We start from the raw sequence: 15351 nt of genomic DNA, 5'->3' as shown, positions 1-15351 counted from the left end.
TGAGCGTCGGCCCGCAGGCCAGGGTTGGTGCGTTCTCACTTGGATACGCACTGGCATCAGGGGGCAGTGGGAAGACCGGATACGGCGCGGGCGTAGGTTTCCAGCATGAGTGATCTGGTCGCCCCGGCACCCTCACCCACCGCCCTCCGCCGCGCGCTCGCCCGCGCGCGCGACGGCAAGTCGATCGACGTGTCCGAGGCCGAGGTGCTGTTGCACGCTCGCGGCGAGGACCTGGAGACGCTCCTGACGTACGCCGCCCGCGTCCGTGACGCGGGGCTGGAGGCCGCCGGACGGCCCGGCGTGATCACCTACAGCCGGAAGGTCTTCATCCCCCTCACGCGCCTGTGCCGCGACCGGTGCGGCTACTGCACGTTCGCCACGGTCCCCGGCCGTCTGGACGCGCCCTACCTGGGCCCGGACGAGGTTCTGGAGATCGCCCGCCAGGGTGCCGCGCTCGGGTGCAAGGAGGCGCTGTTCACCCTCGGCGACCGGCCGGAGGACCGCTGGAAACAGGCCGGCGAGTGGCTGCACGCGCACGGTTACGACGACACGCTCTCGTACGTGCGCGCGATGGCGATCCGCGTGCTGGAGGAGACCGGGCTGCTGCCCCACCTCAACCCCGGCGTGATGAGCTGGCGGGACCTGCAGCGGCTGCGGCCGGTCGCGCCGTCGATGGGCATGATGCTGGAGACGACGTCGCGCCGGCTGTTCGAGGAGAAGGGCGGCGCGCACTTCGGGTCCCCGGACAAGGACCCGGCCGTGCGCCTGCGGGTGCTCGAGGACGCCGGCCGCTCGAACGTCCCGTTCACGACCGGGATCCTCATCGGCATCGGCGAGACGATCCGCGACCGCGCCGAGTCGATCTTCGCCATCCGCAAGGTCATGCGGGAGTACGGCGGGATCCAGGAGGTCATCGTCCAGAACTTCCGCGCCAAGCCGGACACCAAGATGCGCGCCACGCCCGACGCGGAGCTGGAGGAGCTGGCCGCCACGATCGCCGTGACGCGCGTCGTCCTGGGGCCCAAGGCGCGGGTGCAGGCCCCGCCGAACCTCGTCGACTCCGAGTACGCCCTGATGCTGCGGGCGGGCATCGACGACTGGGGCGGCGTCTCGCCGCTGACCCCCGACCACGTCAACCCCGAGCGGCCGTGGCCGCACATCGACGAGCTGGCCGCCCGCACCGCCGACAGCGGCTTCACGCTGCGCGAGCGCCTGACCATCTACCCCGAGTACGTCCGGCGCGGCGAGTCCTGGCTCGACCCGCGCCTCGCCGCCCACGTGGCCGCGCTGGCCGGCCCGGACGGACTGGCCCGCGAGGACGTCACGCCGGCCGGCCTGCCCTGGCAGGAGCCGGACGGCAGCTGGGGCGAGGCCGGACGGACGGACCTGCACGTGGCGATCGACGCCGAGGGCCGGACGAAGGACCGCCGGGACGACTTCGACGAGGTGTACGGCGACTGGTCCGAGGTGGGGACGCGGATCCGTCCGGCGGAGCGCTTCGACGCCGACGTGGCGGCGGCGCTCCGGAACGCCGAGCGCGACCCGGCCGGGCTGTCCGACGCGGACGCCCTCGCCCTGCTGCACGCCGACGGTCCCGAGCTGGAGGCCCTGGCCCGGCTGGCGGACGACCTGCGCCGCGACGCCGTCGGCGACGAGGTGACCTACGTCGTCACTCGCAACATCAACTTCACGAACGTCTGCTACACCGGCTGCCGGTTCTGCGCGTTCGCCCAGCGCCGTACGGACGCCGACGCGTACACGCTGTCGATCGAGCAGGTCGGGCAGCGGATCGACGAGGCCTGGGCGGCCGGGGCGACCGAGGTGTGCATGCAGGGCGGCATCCACCCCGACCTGCCGGGCACCGCCTACTTCGACCTCGCCCGCGAGGTCAAACGGCGGGCCCCGGAGATCCACATGCACGCCTTCAGCCCGATGGAGGTCGTCAACGGCGCCGCCCGGACGAACCTGTCGGTCCGCGACTTCCTGCTCGAGGCGAAGGCGGCGGGCGTGGACTCACTGCCCGGCACGGCCGCCGAGATCCTCGACGACGACGTGCGCTGGGTGCTCACGAAGGGCAAGCTGCCGACCTCGGCGTGGATCGAGGTCGTCACCACCGCCCACGAGATCGGCCTGCCGACGACGTCCACGATGATGTACGGCCACGTGGACACCCCCGCGCACTGGGTCGCGCACCTGAAGCTGATCCGGTCGATCCAGGAGCGCACCGGCGGCTTCACCGAGTTCGTCCTGCTGCCCTTCGTGCACCACAACGCGCCGATCTACCTCGCGGGCCTGGCGCGGACCGGCCCGACCGCACGGGAGAACCGCGCCGTGCACGCGCTCGCCCGCGTCCTCCTGCACGGGGCGATCCCCAACATCCAGTGCTCGTGGGTGAAGCTCGAGGACGACCTGTGCGCGCAGGTCCTCCAGGGCGGCGTCAACGACCTCGGCGGCACGCTCATGGAGGAGACGATCAGCCGGATGGCGGGCTCGGAGAACGGCTCGTTCAAGACGATGTCGGCGCTGGAGGAGCTGGCCGCGAAGGCCGGGCGCCCGGCGCGGCAGCGGACGACCCTGTACGGCCCGGTCCCGGAGGAGCGCCGCGCCGCGGCGCTGGCGACCGACGGCGTCGGCCGGTTCCTCCCGATCGTCGGCTGACGGCTCCGATCCGCGGACGGGCGGGGCGTCCGGAGGCGGCAGTCTCCGGAGGCACGGCACAGGATCGGACGCTCAGGCCCAGGTGAGGCAGGTGCTGGGCACCCAGCCCACGATCTTGGCGTGACCCTTGGGCTTGTAGGTGATGTGGTCCCAGTGGTTCTTCCAGCCGTACCTGTCCTTGCAGGACCCCTTGTAGGTGTACTTGCCGCCCAGCTCGTACTTGTCCGAGCAGACGGGCTTGCCGTGGGGCAGGACGCCGAGAGCGGTCGCGCTGATCTTCTTGGACTTGCGGATCTTGACGTTGTACCGGGCCTTGAGCCGGTACACGCAGGACGCGGCCGACACGTCCGAGTGGGAGGTCTTCGCCGACGCGACGGGGGCCGTGCCGATTCCGGTGATCGTCAGCGCGGCGGCCGCCACGCCCGCGGCCAGAAGCTTCTTCATGGGGGATTCTCCTTGGGATCGTCTCTACCGCCGGTCCGGGCACGCCGTGTCGGCGCGCGGTCACGGGCGGGATGACGGGAACGAAGCTAGTCGGCGGCCTCCGTATACGGCGAGATCCAAAAGACCCAACATCAAGACCCCAATTAGCCCCGTAGTCCTAAAAAGCTCTGATCTCCGTTGAGACGGGAGCGAGCGGGCCCGGAGGTCTGGTAGAGGGCGGGGAGAGCGGACCGGTCGGCGCGCTATTCTCCGGATCATGGCCGCGACCAGGAGGGATCCGCGCATCCGGCTGCTGGTCGTCGGCGCCGTGCTCCTGCTCGCCGGCCTGTCCGCCGGGTGGTACCTCCTGCGCGACCGTCCGCAGGCCTGTCACGGCAAGGCCCTGCCGGTCGGGGTGGTGGCGGCCCCGGACATCACCCCCGCGCTCGCCGCGATCGCCGCCCGGTTCAACGTGCAGCCGCACGAGATCGGGGGACGGTGCGCCCAGATCGAGGTCGAGGCGCGGGACCCGGGAACGGTCGTCCGGTCCCTGGCGAAGGGCGACCGGTCCGACGTGGACGCCTGGGTGCCCGACTCCTCGATGTGGCTGGACCGCGCGCGGGCCGCCGGCGCGCGGGCGGTCGGGTTCGGCTCGCCCCTCGCCGCGTCCCCCGTGGTGATCGCCGCGCCGCGCGCCGTCGCCGCCGAGCTGCGGGACGACGGGATCGCCGCCAGCTGGCGCCTGCTGAAGAACGCCCCGCTGCACGCGTCGGTGCGCGTCCTCGACCCGGCGCGCGACGCCGCCGGCGTCGCGGTGGCGCTGGCCGCCCGCGCGACCGTCGGCCGCGTCACGGCGCCGCACGCCCCGGGCCCCGCCCGGCTCTACGCCTCCTTCGCGGGCCTGCAGGACCTCCGCCGCCCCCTCGTCGCCGCGTCCGAACAGTCGGTCGTCGCCTACAACGACGCCCACCGGCCCAACCCCGCGTCGGTCATCGTCCCCGAGGAGGGCACCCTCCTGCTCGATCACCCGTTCGTCGCGGTGAGCACCGACCCACTGCGCGCCCAGGCCGTCGACGCGTTCCGCTGGGCGCTGCGGGGCCGGCAGGCCGTCGACACCTTTCAGTGGTACGGCTTCCGCACCACGGACGGCCGCCTCGACCTCCGCGACGCCACCCGCCTGGGCCTGAGGGAGACCCTCCCCAGGATCCTCCCCGCCCCGACTCCGGCGCAGGTGGCGGCCGCGATGCGGTCCTGACGGCTCCGCCGAGGGTTCTCGTCGTTCCGGCGGCGAGAACCCTCGGCCGTACGGCTCAGCGGGTCACGATGAAGTCGTCCGGGTCGCGGGGCGGGCGGTCGCGCGGGGGAGCGGCGGGGTGGCCGACGCCGACCGCGCCCATCGGGTCCCAGTTCTGCGGCAGGCCGAGCGTCTCGCGCACGACGTCGGCGCAGAACAGCGTGCTCGACACCCAGCACGAGCCGAGGCCCTCGACGGCCAGTGCCACGAGGAGGTTCTCCACACCCGCGCCCATCGCGACCAGGAACATCTCGCGCTCGGCTCGGGACCGGCGCGCGTCCGGGTAGTCGTGCGCGCCGTCCGCCACGAGGCACGGCACCACGAGGTACGGGGCACGGCGCAGCACGTCGCCGCGCCTGAGCCGCCGGGCGATCGACTCCTCGCTGAAGCCGTCGCCGCGCAGGTCGGCCTCCCAGGCGTCGCGCATCGCGTCGAGCAGCCGGTCCTTGTGCTCCTCGACGAGCACGAACCGCCAGGGGGTCGTGTGGTGCGGGGCGGGTGCGGTGATCGCGGCGGCCACCGCGCGGCGGACCGCCGCCGGGTCCACCGGGTCCGGCGCGAACTCCCGTACCGTACGGCGGGCCGTCAGGACGTCCGCCGAGCCGTACCGGAACATGTCCTCGTCGGGCGAGCGGACGAGCGCCCGCGCGCCCGGTCCGTCCTCCTCGGTCACGTGGTCGGCCAGGCCGCGGACGACCGCGACCGGGACGCCGGCCAGCTTGCCCTTCACGAGCTCGGCGGCCGAGGCGATCTCGTCGGCGACCGAGACGACCGTGGCGTCGAGACGGTTCCCGTACGCGTCGACGCGGCCTCGCAGGTCCTCCAGCGGCGCGACGCCGGCCGCGCCGATGGCGGCGTCGGTGAGGCCGAGCCGCCAGGGCCGGCCCAGGGTGTCCGAGACGATCACGCCGACCCGTGCTCCGGTCAGCTCGCGCAGGCGCGCGCGGATGCGGCGCGCCGACGCGTCCGGGTCCTCGGGGAGGAGCAGCACCGTGCCCGGAGCGGTGTTCGAGGCGTCCACGCCCGCGGCGGCCAGGACCAGGCCCTGGCGGGTCTGCACGATCCGGGTGGGGCCCCTTCGCGCCACGACGCGAACGGTCTCGGCGTCGATCGCCTTCTCCCGGTCGTCGGCGACCAGGGTCCGCCCCTCCGCCTTGCTGATGATCTTGGAGGTGACGACGACCACGTCACCGTCCCGCAGGCCGGCCCCGGCGATCAGCTCGGCGACGTCGTCGCCCTGGCGCACCTCGGGCAGGCCGTCGACCCCGAACACCTCGTAGGCGCTCATGCGGAGAGCTCCTCGGCGAGGTCGACGGCGGCGCGGGCGATGTCCGCGGCCGCGTCCACGTCCGTCATCAGGAGTGGCCGGGAGCGGACGGCGATGCCGCCGAGGTCGCCCTCGAGCGCGGCGTCGGCGGTGTCGACGAGCCAGCCGTCGAGCAGGTCGGCCCCGTAGTGCGCGGCCACCGCTCCGGCGGAGGTCTCCACGCCGATCGCGGTGAGACAGGCGTCGGCCATGCCGCGTACGGGCGCGCCGCCGATGATCGGGGAGACGCCGACCACGGTCTTGGCCGCGACCGCCGGGCGGATGCCCGGTACGGACAGGATCGTCCCGACGCTGACCACCGGGTTGGACGGCGGGAGGATCACGAAGTCGGCGGCGTCGATCGCCTCGAGCACGCCGGGCGCGGGCTTGGAGTCCTCGGCGCCGACCGCGACGATCGAGCGGGCCGGGACCTGGGCGTGCAGGCGCACCCACCACTCCTGGAAGTGGACGGCCCGCCGGCCCTGCTCGTCCTCGATGAGGACGTGGGTCTCCACCCGGTCGTCGCTCATCGGCAGCAGGCGCACGCCCGGCTTCCACCGGTCGCAGAGCGCCTCGGTCACGGCGGACAGCGGATATCCGGCGTCGAGCATCTGCGTGCGCACGATGTGCGTCGCGAAGTCACGGTCGCCGAGGGTGAACCAGGAGGGGCCGACCTCGTACGCGGCGAGCTCCTCGCGGATCGTGAAGGTCTCGTCCGCGCGGCCCCAGCCCTGCTCCTCGTTGATGCCACCGCCGAGGGTGTACATCACGGTGTCCAGGTCGGGACAGACGCGTAGTCCGAAGAGTGAAATGTCGTCGCCGATGTTGCCGATAACGGTGATGTCCGCCTCCGGGGCGGCCTGCCGTAGTCCGCGCAGGAAACGGGCTCCCCCGATTCCGCCCGCCAATGCCACGATGCGCATGCGGACAAGTCTGGCACCTCGGGGAGTGGCGGATGCCCACGGGCCGCGGGTCGGTGTGCGAAGCTGACGTCGATCCGATAACCGACAGGGAGTAGCGCGTGAACAACGACGCCGCGCAGCGGCTACGAGGACCCGGTGCCTGGATCCTCCTGGCTTCGGTGGCCCTGCAGTTCGTCAGTGGACTCATCGCCCTATCGACGGGCAAGGGGACGGACTTCAGCTACCGCGCCTACAACTTCGTCGCGTACGACAACTTCTTCGCGGGCCTGACCGTCATCGGGGTGGTCGTCGTCGCGGTGGCGCTGGCGTCCCGGCTGGGAGGTCCCCCCACCGCCCAGGCCCGCAACGTCGCCCTCGCCGGCGCGATCCTGCTCGGCGTGATGGGGCTGGTCGAGGTCATCGCCATCCTGGCCGGCCTCACGGCGGGCGGCAACACTCCGGGCGTCATCCTGGACGTGCCGGCCAGCGCGAAGTTCTCGATGTTCCTGTACGGCGTCGCGAAGCTCGCGGTGGGTGCCGTGGCCGCTTTCTACGCCTTCTCCACGTTCCAGTCGATGGCGCCGGCCCAGCCCGCCGTTCCGCAGTACCCGCAGGGGTACGGCCAGCCGGCGCCGCCGTACGGACCGGCGTACGGTCAGCAGCAGCCTTACGGTCAGCCGGGACAGCCCTATGGGCAGCCCCAGATGCAGCAACCGTATGGTCAACAGTCCCCATTTCCGCAGCAGCCGTACGGTCAGTCTGCTTACTATCAGCAGCGACCCGCCCAGGCCGCCCCGTCGGCGCCGCCGGCCCAGCCGGCACCGCCGGCCGGGGAGGGTGAGGGTGAGTGGACGCGTGCCTACGGCAGCACGGACCAGCCGGCGCCGAAGGAGACCTCGTCGGGGTCCGAGGAGTCGGATCAGTCGCCTCCGGCGGACCCGTACCGGCCTCCGGAGTAGTCGGCGACGGCAGGAACGCATAACCGCGGGGTTCTGTGGAGTCACTGATCGTCTCCGCAGGTCAGCACGACTTTGCGTCGTGACACACCGCACCGTGCCCATTCGGCTTGACGTCCCTGGTCATACACGCGTGTAATTTCATGGGTGTAGTTCTGCCTTCCCGGGGGACTGTGTCGGGGAAGGTGACCAGGGGGGGACTCCACGGGGCGAGGAGGTGCGTCTGTGAGCGAAGTGCTCATCCCGCTGGCGCACGGTGCAGAAGGCGAAGAGTTGGGCTGGCAGGAGCGCGCCCTGTGCGCGCAAACCGACCCGGAAGCTTTTTTTCCGGAAAAGGGTGGCTCGACCCGTGAAGCCAAGAAAGTGTGCCGTGCCTGTGAGGTGCGGGCGGAATGCTTGGAATATGCGCTGGGGCATGACGAGCGGTTCGGGATCTGGGGAGGTCTGTCCGAACGTGAACGCCGGAAGCTCAAGCGCGCTGCAGGCTGAAACCCGCATTCGCGGCGTATGACGCCCGCGGTGACGTTTCACCGGGGTCCTGCCGGACGGCTCTGACGCGGTCCGGCGGGCCCCGGCGGCACCGAAGGCCCACGGCCGCGGCGCCCCGGAAGTCCCACGCAGAGCCTCGCAACGCCCATGCCCGCCGATCGGGACCGGCGGTGGGATCGTTCCAGCCGACCACGTCTCAGCCGGTCAGCCGTCTCGGCCGACCACGTCTCAGTCGTCGCGGGAGTCGTAGGTCGGGTCGACGGACTCCGGCGCGAGGCCGAGCAGGTCCGCGACCTCCTCGACGACCACGTCGCGGACCAGGCGGGCGCGGTCGCGCTCGTCGTCGCCGCCACGCGCCTCCACCGGCCGCCGGTACACCACGATCCGCGCCGGCCTGTCGTCCGCCGCGGGCAGCAGGCGTCCGAGCGGGACCGGATCGGCGGCGTCCGCCCACGGCTCGACGGGCGGAACCTCTTCGACGGCGAACTCGACACCCGTCAACTCGCGGCTCCACCGTTGCTCGAGCCGGCGCGCCTCATCGCGGACCAGATCGTCGAAGCGCTCGGCGCGGGTCCGGGAGATCGGCGCATCGGGCGGCGTGAGCGGTCCGCGCATGCCGCGCCCACGGCGGTCGCGGCGGCGTGTGCTGGAGCGTGTCACCCGGGATCGCACTCCTTGAGCATAGTCCGGACCTGGCCTGACCGTCCCCCGCACAAAGATCCGTTATGCGGTCGCGCGCCGGAAATACGGCGACACGAAGTGAGGATAGTGGCGCAGGGGCGGCAGGAGGAGATACGTTCCCGTCGTGAGCCCCGTCCGCATCTGCTCCCGCACCGCGTGCAAGCAGTCTGCTGTCTACACGCTCACGTACGTCTACGCCGACTCGACCGCTGTTCTGGGCCCGCTGGCAGCGTACGTCGAGCCGCACTGCTATGACCTCTGCGCCGAGCACGCCGAGCGCCTGACCGCCCCCGTCGGCTGGGAGCTCGTCCGCCTCCCCGCCGAAGAGTCCGAGCCGACCAGCGACGATCTCGAAGCCCTGGCCAACGCCGTCCGCGAGGCCGCCAAGCCGGCCACGCCGCGGGAGGAGCCGGTCGGGCAGGGCATCGAGGTCGGCCGGCGCGGCCATCTTCGGGTCCTCCGATCCGACACGCCCCTCCGCTCCGACACGCCCCGCAAGCCCTGATCCGCTCCCGGTAGGCTCATGACCGCAAAGCGACGACCGGGCCGTGAGCAGGGGGGCGCGCGTGGGCGACCTGGCCAAGATCTTCAAGGCGTACGACGTCCGGGGGGTCGTGCCCGATGAGTTCGACGAGCGGATAGCCGAGGCGGCCGGCGCCGCGTTCGTGCGCGTCACCGGCGCCACGGCGATCGTCACCGCCCACGACATGCGCACCTCGTCGGGCCCGCTGTCCGCGGCGTTCGCGCGGGGCGCCACCGCCCAGGGCGCCGACGTGACGGAGGCGGGCCTCGGCTCGACCGACCTGCTCTACTACGCCAGCGGCAGTCTCGGCCTGCCCGGCGCGATGTTCACCGCCAGCCACAACCCGGCCCGGTACAACGGGATCAAGCTGTGCCGGGCGGGCGCCCGGCCGATCAGCAGGGACACCGGGCTCGGTGAGATGCGCCGGCTCGTCGAGGAGGGCGTCCCCGCCCACGACGGCCCGGCGGGCACGGTCCGCAGGTCGGACCTGCTCCCGGGGTACTCCGCGCACCTGCGGTCCCTCGTCGACCTGTCGGGCATTCGCCCGCTCAAGGTCGTCGTGGACGCCGGCAACGGCATGGCCGGGCACACGGTGCCGGGGGTGTTCGCGGGTCTGCCGATCGACCTGGTGCCCCTGTACTTCGAGCTCGACGGCACGTTCCCGAACCACGAGGCCAACCCGATCGAGCCGGAGAACCTCCGCGACCTCCAGGCGGCGGTGCGCGAGCACGGAGCCGACCTCGGGCTGGCCTTCGACGGCGACGCCGACCGCTGCTTCGTCGTGGACGAGCGCGGCGAGCCCGTCACGCCCTCCGCCATCACCGCCCTGGTCGCCGTACGGGAGCTGGCCAAGCACCCCGGCGCGCGGATCGTGCACAACCTCATCACCTCGCGCGCCGTGCCGGAGATCATCCGGGAGCACGGCGGGGAGCCCGTCCGTACCCGGGTCGGGCACTCGTTCATCAAGCAGACGATGGCCGAGGCCGGCGCCGTCTTCGGCGGCGAGCACTCCGCCCACTACTACTTCCGCGACTTCTGGTTCGCCGACTCCGGCATGCTCGCCGCGCTGCACGTCCTCGCCGCGCTCGGCGAGCAGGAGCGCCCGCTGTCCGCGCTGCTCGCCGCCTACAGCCCGTACACCGCGTCCGGTGAGATCAACTCCGAGGTCGCCGACCAGGCGGCGGCGACGGCGCGGGTACGCGCGGAGTTCGCGGGGCGGCCCGGCGTTACCGTGGACGAACTCGACGGTCTCACGGTCGGGCACGCCGACTGGTGGTTCAACCTGCGACCGTCCAACACCGAACCCCTCCTCCGCCTCAACGCCGAGGCGGCCGACCCCGAGACCATGGCCGCGGTGCGCGACGAAGTGCTCGCCGTGGTGCGAAAGGAAGAACGTTGAAGATCGACTCCTGGCTGCTGGAGATCCTGGCCTGCCCCAACTGCCGGGGTGAGCTGAAGACCGACGAGGCGGCCGACGAGCTCGTCTGCACCGGCACCTGCAAGTACGCCTACCCGGTGCGCGACGACATCCCCGTCCTCCTGGTCGACCAGGCGCGGACCCCGGCCTGACATGAGTTCTGTCGAGGTCGACCCCGGCCGCCTCGACGACGCCGAGGCGCTGGCGGCCGCCGATCCCGGAGAGATGCTGCGGCGCGTCGCCTCGGCCGCGGCGCAGGTCCGCGAGGCCCAGCTGTACACCGCCGAGGCGGGCGTCGAACGCATCGCCCAGGGCGGCCGTCCCCGTGCCATCGTGGTGGTCGGCACCAGCGGCTCCGGCCTCGCCGGCGAGATGCTGGCGGCCGTCTGCGGGCAGGGCTGCCGCGTGCCGATCACGACCGTGCGAGGTCACCGGCTCCCCGGCTGGGTCGGCGCGGCCGACCTGGTCATCGCCGTGTCCGGGCCGGGCGGCACCGAGGAGACCCTGGCGGCGGCCGTCGAGGCCGTGCGCCGGGGCTGCCGGCTGCTGTGCGTCGGCGCGGCCGGATCACCGCTGGCGGAGATCGCCGTCCAGGCGGGGGTGCCGTTCGTGCCCGTGCGGGCGGCCGGGCCGGAGCGGGCGATGCTGTGGGGCCTGACCGTCCCGCTGCTGCTGGCCGCGCGGGCGCTCGACCTGGTCGACATCACCGCGGAGGCCCTCGAACGGACGGCCGGGACGCTGGAGGACATGAGCCACCAGTGCCGCCCGGCGAGCGAGTCGTTCGTCAACCCGGCCAAGCAGGTCGCCCTGGAGCTCGCCGGGTCGGTGCCCGTCATCTGGGGTACGTCACCGATGACGGGGGCGGCCGCCCACCGGTTCGCGAGCCAGCTCGCGGCGAACGCCGGGTGCCCCGCCCTCCACGGTGAGCTGCCGGCGGCCTGGCACGACCAGGCGGCGATGTTCGACGGCCCGTTCGCCGCCGGCTCCGGCGGCTCCGGCGGCTCCGCCGAGGAGGACTTCTTCCGCGACCGGGTCGAGGAACCGGAGCCGACCCGGCTGTCGCTCGTGCTCCTCAACGACGTCGAGGAGCACCCGCAGGTGACCAGGCGGCGGGAGCTCGCCGCCGAGTTCGCCCGCGACCGCGCCGTCCCCGTGGTGGAGCTGACGACCAGGGGCACCCATCCCCTGGAGCGGCTCGCCGGGCTCATCGCGCACATCGACTACATCAGCGTCTACCTGGCACTGGCCGTCGGCGTCGATCCGTCGGCGACCGTCCGGGAGCCCGAAGAGAGGACCCTGTGAGTAACACCGGCCGCGCGATGGACGGGAGCGACCGTGAGTGCTGAAGGCGGTACCAAGGCGATCATCGCGGCGCTCGGGGCGAACCTCGGCATCGCTGCTGCGAAGTTCGTGGCGTTCGCGTTCACCGGATCGGCGTCGATGATGGCCGAGGGCGTGCACTCGATCGCCGACTCGGGCAACCAGGGCCTCCTGCTGCTCGGCAGCAAGCGGTCCAAGCGGGCCAGGACCCGTGAGCACCCGTTCGGCTACGGCAGCGAGCGCTACTTCTACGCCTTCATCGTCGCCGTCGTGCTGTTCACCGTCGGCGCGCTGTTCTCGCTGTACGAGGGCTGGCACAAGGTCATCGACCCGCACGACGTCGAGGACCCGATCTGGGCGTTCGCCGTGCTGATTCTCGGGATCCTCCTCGAAGGCTCCTCGTTCCGTACGGCGATGAAGGAGGCGAGCCGCACGCGGGGCGGGCAGAGCTGGGTGTCCTACATCCGCCGCGCGAAGGCGCCCGAGCTGCCGGTCGTGCTCCTGGAGGACTCCGCGGCCCTGCTGGGCCTGGTCATCGCCCTGATCTGCGTCGCGCTGGCGGTCGTCACCGGCAACGGCGTCTGGGACGGCGTCGGCTCGATGGCCATCGGCGTTCTGCTGGCGTTCGTGGCGATCGTGCTGGCCGTCGAGACCAAGAGCCTGCTCATCGGCGAGGCCGCGGCCACCGAGGTGGAGAAGCAGATCGTGACCGAGCTGGAGTCGGTCGAGGAGGTCGACCGGGTGATCCACATCCGGACGCTGCACGTCGGCCCGGAGGAGCTGCTCGTCGCCGCCAAGATCGCGGTCACCCACGACGACACCGCCGCCGAGGTCGCCCGGGCGATCGACGCGGCCGAGAAGCGCGTACGGACCGCCGTCCCGATGGCCCGCCACATCTACCTCGAACCCGACCTGGACCGCTCCGCCCTCTCCCCGGAGCCCGGCCGCCAGGCCTGATCCGGCTATGGGGCGGCGCCGCCCGGGGTGACCAGGCCGGACTCGTAGGCCAGGACGACGGCCTGGGCGCGGTCGCGCAGGCCGAGCTTGGTGAACACGCGGGCGACGTGCGTCTTGACCGTGTGCTCGCTCACCACGAGACGCGCGGCGATCTCGGCGTTGGACAGGCCTCCGGCGATCAGCTGGAGGACCTCGGTCTCGCGTGCGGTCAGCGTCGCCAGCGCCGGGACGGGCTTCGGCCGGTCGCGGCGCTGGCGCGCGAACTCCCGGATCAGCCGCCCCGTCACCTGCGGGGCCAGGAGGGCGTCGCCCCGGGCGACCACGCGTACGGCGGCCACCAGGTCGTCGGCGGTCGAGTCCTTCAGCAGGAAGCCGCTCGCCCCGGCGGACAGCGCCTCGTAGACGTACTCGTCCACGTCGAACGTCGTCAGCACGAGCACGCGCGCCGACGCGCCGGCCGGGTCGGCGAGGATGCGCCGGGTGGCCTCGATGCCGTCCATCTTCGGCATCCTGATGTCCATCAGCACGACGTCGGGCCGGTGGGTCTCGGCGAGGCGCACGGCCTCCCGCCCGTCACCGCACTGCCCGACGACGTCGATGTCCGGCTGGGCGGCCAGGAGGGCGGCGAAACCGGCCCGGACGATCGTCTGGTCGTCGACGATCAGCACTCGGATCACGATCGACGATTCTGGCCTACCGGAAGCTCGGCCTGCACGGCGAATCCGCCTTCCGGCCGCGGACCGGCCGCGAAACGCCCGCCGAGCATCGTCGCCCGCTCGCGCATGCCGACGAGCCCGTGGCCCATCAGCTTCGTGCGGCCGTCGGTGTTCACCGTCGTCGTGGGCGGGACGGTCGCGCCGTCGTCGGTGACGCGGACGGCGAGCCGGTCGCCCTGGTAGTCCAGCTCGACGTTCACCTGCGCGCCCGGCGCGTGCCGCCGCGCGTTGGTCAGGGCCTCCTGCACGATCCGGTACGCCGACAGCTCGATCGTGGTGGACAGGGGCCGCGCGCTGCCGCGTACGGTCAGCCGCGCGTCGCCGCCCGCGCCGCGGTGGGAGTCGATGAGCTCGCCCAGCCGGTCGAGCCGCGGCTGCGGCGTCACCTCCGGCTCGGCGCCGGGTTCGGCGCGCAGCACGGTCAGGAGGCGGCGCATCTCCTCCAGGGCCTCCCGCGCGGCGCCCGCGATCTCCCCGAAGCCCTTCTTGGCCTCGGGGGACAGGTCCCGCATCGTGTACGGGGCCGTCTCCGCCTGCACGGCGATCATCGAGACCGAGTGCGCGACCACGTCGTGGAGCTCCCGGGCGATCCGGGCGCGCTCCCGCAGGATGGCCTGCTCGCGCTGGGCGGCGTTGAGCTGGGTGAGGGTCTCGCTGCTGCGCTCGCGCTCCTCGTCCACGCTCGCCTCGGCGGTCTCCACCGTACGGCGGGCGTCGCCCAGGCCGATGGCGGCGATCACGGCCGTGAACCCGGCGAGCCACGGGATGTCGTCCAGGCTGCCGGAGGCGAGGTAGACCACGCCGACGGCGACGACGCTGCACACGCCGAGCACGCCCGTGGACTGGCGGGGCAACTGCTGGGCGAGGAGGTACAACGTGTACAGCCCGGCGAAGGCCGTCGTCAGCAGGACGTGCTGCCCGGACAGCAGGCCCGCGGCCAGCGCGCCCAGCACGATCGCCGACGCGGGCCGCAGCGACTCGCGGCGGAACATCAGCGGCAGCGTCGCCGCAAGCGCGAACGCGCCGGACAGGCTCACGACCTGAAGATCGTGCAGAGGCAGCTCGATCAGGGCCGCCACGGCGAGGATCGCGCCGGTCACCGGGCCGTACGCCCACGACTCGCCGAACCGGCGCCAGGCGTGCGCCCAGCGCAGCAGCGGCGGCGTCCTGGGCGGCCTCGCCGGCGGGGCGGGCGCTCCGGGCGGGGGCACCGGCTGCCGCGTGAACAGGGTGCCGTCCGGGGTGGCGTACGGGGGCGGTCCGCCGTAAGGCGGAGACGCCGGAGGTGGAGTGCTTCTGCCGTACAGGGCGGCGACGAGGCGGTTGGTGATCGGGCGCAGGAGCCGGCCGACCCCGGTGAGGATCCACAGAAGGACCTGACCCACCGCGGTCACGACCTGCGCGGCCACGCGCCACGCCGCCGGTCCGGCCTCGTGGAGGAAGTCAGGCTTGTCGCTGGTCACTCTTTACTATCGCCTGCCCGCGGGGGTGTTCGCCTCACCGTACGGGGCGATTCCTTCTCGGCCGTGAGTGCCCCGATGTCCACCTCTGGGACGATCCCGGGTCCATCCTTGCGGGGGACGACCGGCCGCGATCCGCGGCGTACCTTTGCATTGTGACGGGGCGCCGGCGTCCTCGCACTAGGGGGTCCGAGGTCGCCGGCGCCCGGGTCGTGTCATCTGGATCTCGGGGGTTCGGGTGGCGCGGCC

The 15351-nt window shown here is 72.7% G+C and carries 15 protein-coding genes; 9 read left to right on the top strand and 6 right to left on the bottom strand.

Annotated elements, in window-relative coordinates; translation table 11 throughout:
- The first annotated feature begins 105 nt into the window (after positions 1 to 105).
- Positions 106 to 2658 (top strand): bifunctional FO biosynthesis protein CofGH, encoded by a 2553-nt coding sequence (locus NDW01_RS12400; protein WP_252820031.1) that lies wholly within the window; start codon positions 106 to 108, stop codon positions 2656 to 2658.
- Between the two features lie 72 nt (positions 2659 to 2730).
- On the opposite strand, the gene NDW01_RS12395 is transcribed toward NDW01_RS12400, so the two are convergent.
- Positions 2731 to 3102 carry a hypothetical protein gene (locus NDW01_RS12395; RefSeq protein WP_252785342.1) on the bottom strand — a complete coding sequence of 124 codons (372 nt, stop codon included), beginning with the start codon at positions 3100 to 3102 and terminating at the stop codon, positions 2731 to 2733.
- A 256-nt stretch (positions 3103 to 3358) separates the two neighbouring features.
- Between NDW01_RS12395 and NDW01_RS12390 the strand changes: the two genes are divergently transcribed.
- A complete protein-coding gene (locus NDW01_RS12390; protein ID WP_252820029.1) occupies positions 3359 to 4336 on the top strand; it encodes a substrate-binding domain-containing protein in 978 nt (325 codons plus the stop codon).
- A 55-nt stretch (positions 4337 to 4391) separates the two neighbouring features.
- Here NDW01_RS12390 and NDW01_RS12385 read toward each other — a convergent pair whose 3' ends face one another.
- Both NDW01_RS12385 and cofD read right to left on the bottom strand, forming a co-directional pair.
- Positions 4392 to 5663 carry a coenzyme F420-0:L-glutamate ligase gene (locus NDW01_RS12385; protein WP_252820026.1) on the bottom strand — a complete coding sequence of 424 codons (1272 nt, stop codon included), beginning with the start codon at positions 5661 to 5663 and terminating at the stop codon, positions 4392 to 4394.
- Complete coding sequence (cofD, locus tag NDW01_RS12380; RefSeq protein ID WP_252820024.1) at positions 5660 to 6604, bottom strand: 2-phospho-L-lactate transferase; 945 nt, start codon at positions 6602 to 6604, stop codon at positions 5660 to 5662. The genes NDW01_RS12385 and cofD overlap by 4 nt, the downstream gene beginning before the upstream one ends.
- 98 nt (positions 6605 to 6702) lie before the next feature.
- Between cofD and NDW01_RS12375 the strand changes: the two genes are divergently transcribed.
- Positions 6703 to 7542, top strand: coding sequence for a hypothetical protein (locus NDW01_RS12375; protein WP_252820022.1), 840 nt, complete (start codon positions 6703 to 6705; stop codon positions 7540 to 7542).
- A 222-nt stretch (positions 7543 to 7764) separates the two neighbouring features.
- A complete protein-coding gene (locus tag NDW01_RS12370) occupies positions 7765 to 8028 on the top strand; it encodes a WhiB family transcriptional regulator (RefSeq protein WP_252785347.1) in 264 nt (87 codons plus the stop codon).
- 228 nt (positions 8029 to 8256) lie between these two features.
- On the opposite strand, the gene NDW01_RS12365 is transcribed toward NDW01_RS12370, so the two are convergent.
- A complete protein-coding gene (locus NDW01_RS12365) occupies positions 8257 to 8643 on the bottom strand; it encodes a metallopeptidase family protein (protein WP_252820648.1) in 387 nt (128 codons plus the stop codon).
- A gap of 190 nt (positions 8644 to 8833) precedes the next feature.
- Here NDW01_RS12365 and NDW01_RS12360 point away from each other — a divergent pair, with 190 nt between their 5' ends.
- The 5 genes from NDW01_RS12360 to NDW01_RS12340 all read left to right on the top strand — a co-directional run bounded on the left by NDW01_RS12360 (position 8834) and on the right by NDW01_RS12340 (position 12926).
- A complete protein-coding gene (locus NDW01_RS12360; RefSeq protein ID WP_252785348.1) occupies positions 8834 to 9214 on the top strand; it encodes a DUF3499 domain-containing protein in 381 nt (126 codons plus the stop codon).
- A 61-nt stretch (positions 9215 to 9275) separates the two neighbouring features.
- Positions 9276 to 10631 (top strand): phosphomannomutase/phosphoglucomutase, encoded by a 1356-nt coding sequence (locus tag NDW01_RS12355; protein WP_252820646.1) that lies wholly within the window; start codon positions 9276 to 9278, stop codon positions 10629 to 10631.
- Positions 10628 to 10801: a Trm112 family protein gene (locus NDW01_RS12350; RefSeq protein ID WP_252785350.1), complete on the top strand. Its 174-nt coding sequence runs from the start codon at positions 10628 to 10630 to the stop codon at positions 10799 to 10801. Before NDW01_RS12355 ends, NDW01_RS12350 begins: the two co-directional genes overlap by 4 nt.
- A gap of 1 nt (position 10802) precedes the next feature.
- Positions 10803 to 11951, top strand: coding sequence for an SIS domain-containing protein (locus NDW01_RS12345; protein WP_252820020.1), 1149 nt, complete (start codon positions 10803 to 10805; stop codon positions 11949 to 11951).
- Positions 11952 to 11984: 33 nt separating this feature from the next.
- Positions 11985 to 12926 carry a cation diffusion facilitator family transporter gene (locus NDW01_RS12340; RefSeq protein ID WP_252820018.1) on the top strand — a complete coding sequence of 314 codons (942 nt, stop codon included), beginning with the start codon at positions 11985 to 11987 and terminating at the stop codon, positions 12924 to 12926.
- 5 nt (positions 12927 to 12931) lie between these two features.
- On the opposite strand, the gene NDW01_RS12335 is transcribed toward NDW01_RS12340, so the two are convergent.
- Positions 12932 to 13603, bottom strand: coding sequence for a response regulator (locus tag NDW01_RS12335; RefSeq protein WP_252820016.1), 672 nt, complete (start codon positions 13601 to 13603; stop codon positions 12932 to 12934).
- Entirely contained in the window at positions 13600 to 15105 is a 1506-nt protein-coding gene (locus NDW01_RS12330) for a sensor histidine kinase (RefSeq protein ID WP_252820014.1), read from the bottom strand. Before NDW01_RS12330 ends, NDW01_RS12335 begins: the two co-directional genes overlap by 4 nt.
- Between the last annotated feature and the right edge of the window lie 246 nt (positions 15106 to 15351).

This window comes from Actinoallomurus soli, assembly GCF_024055715.1.
GTDB classification, from domain to species: domain Bacteria; phylum Actinomycetota; class Actinomycetes; order Streptosporangiales; family Streptosporangiaceae; genus Actinoallomurus; species Actinoallomurus soli.
This window is presented reverse-complemented; position numbering and strand designations above follow the sequence as displayed.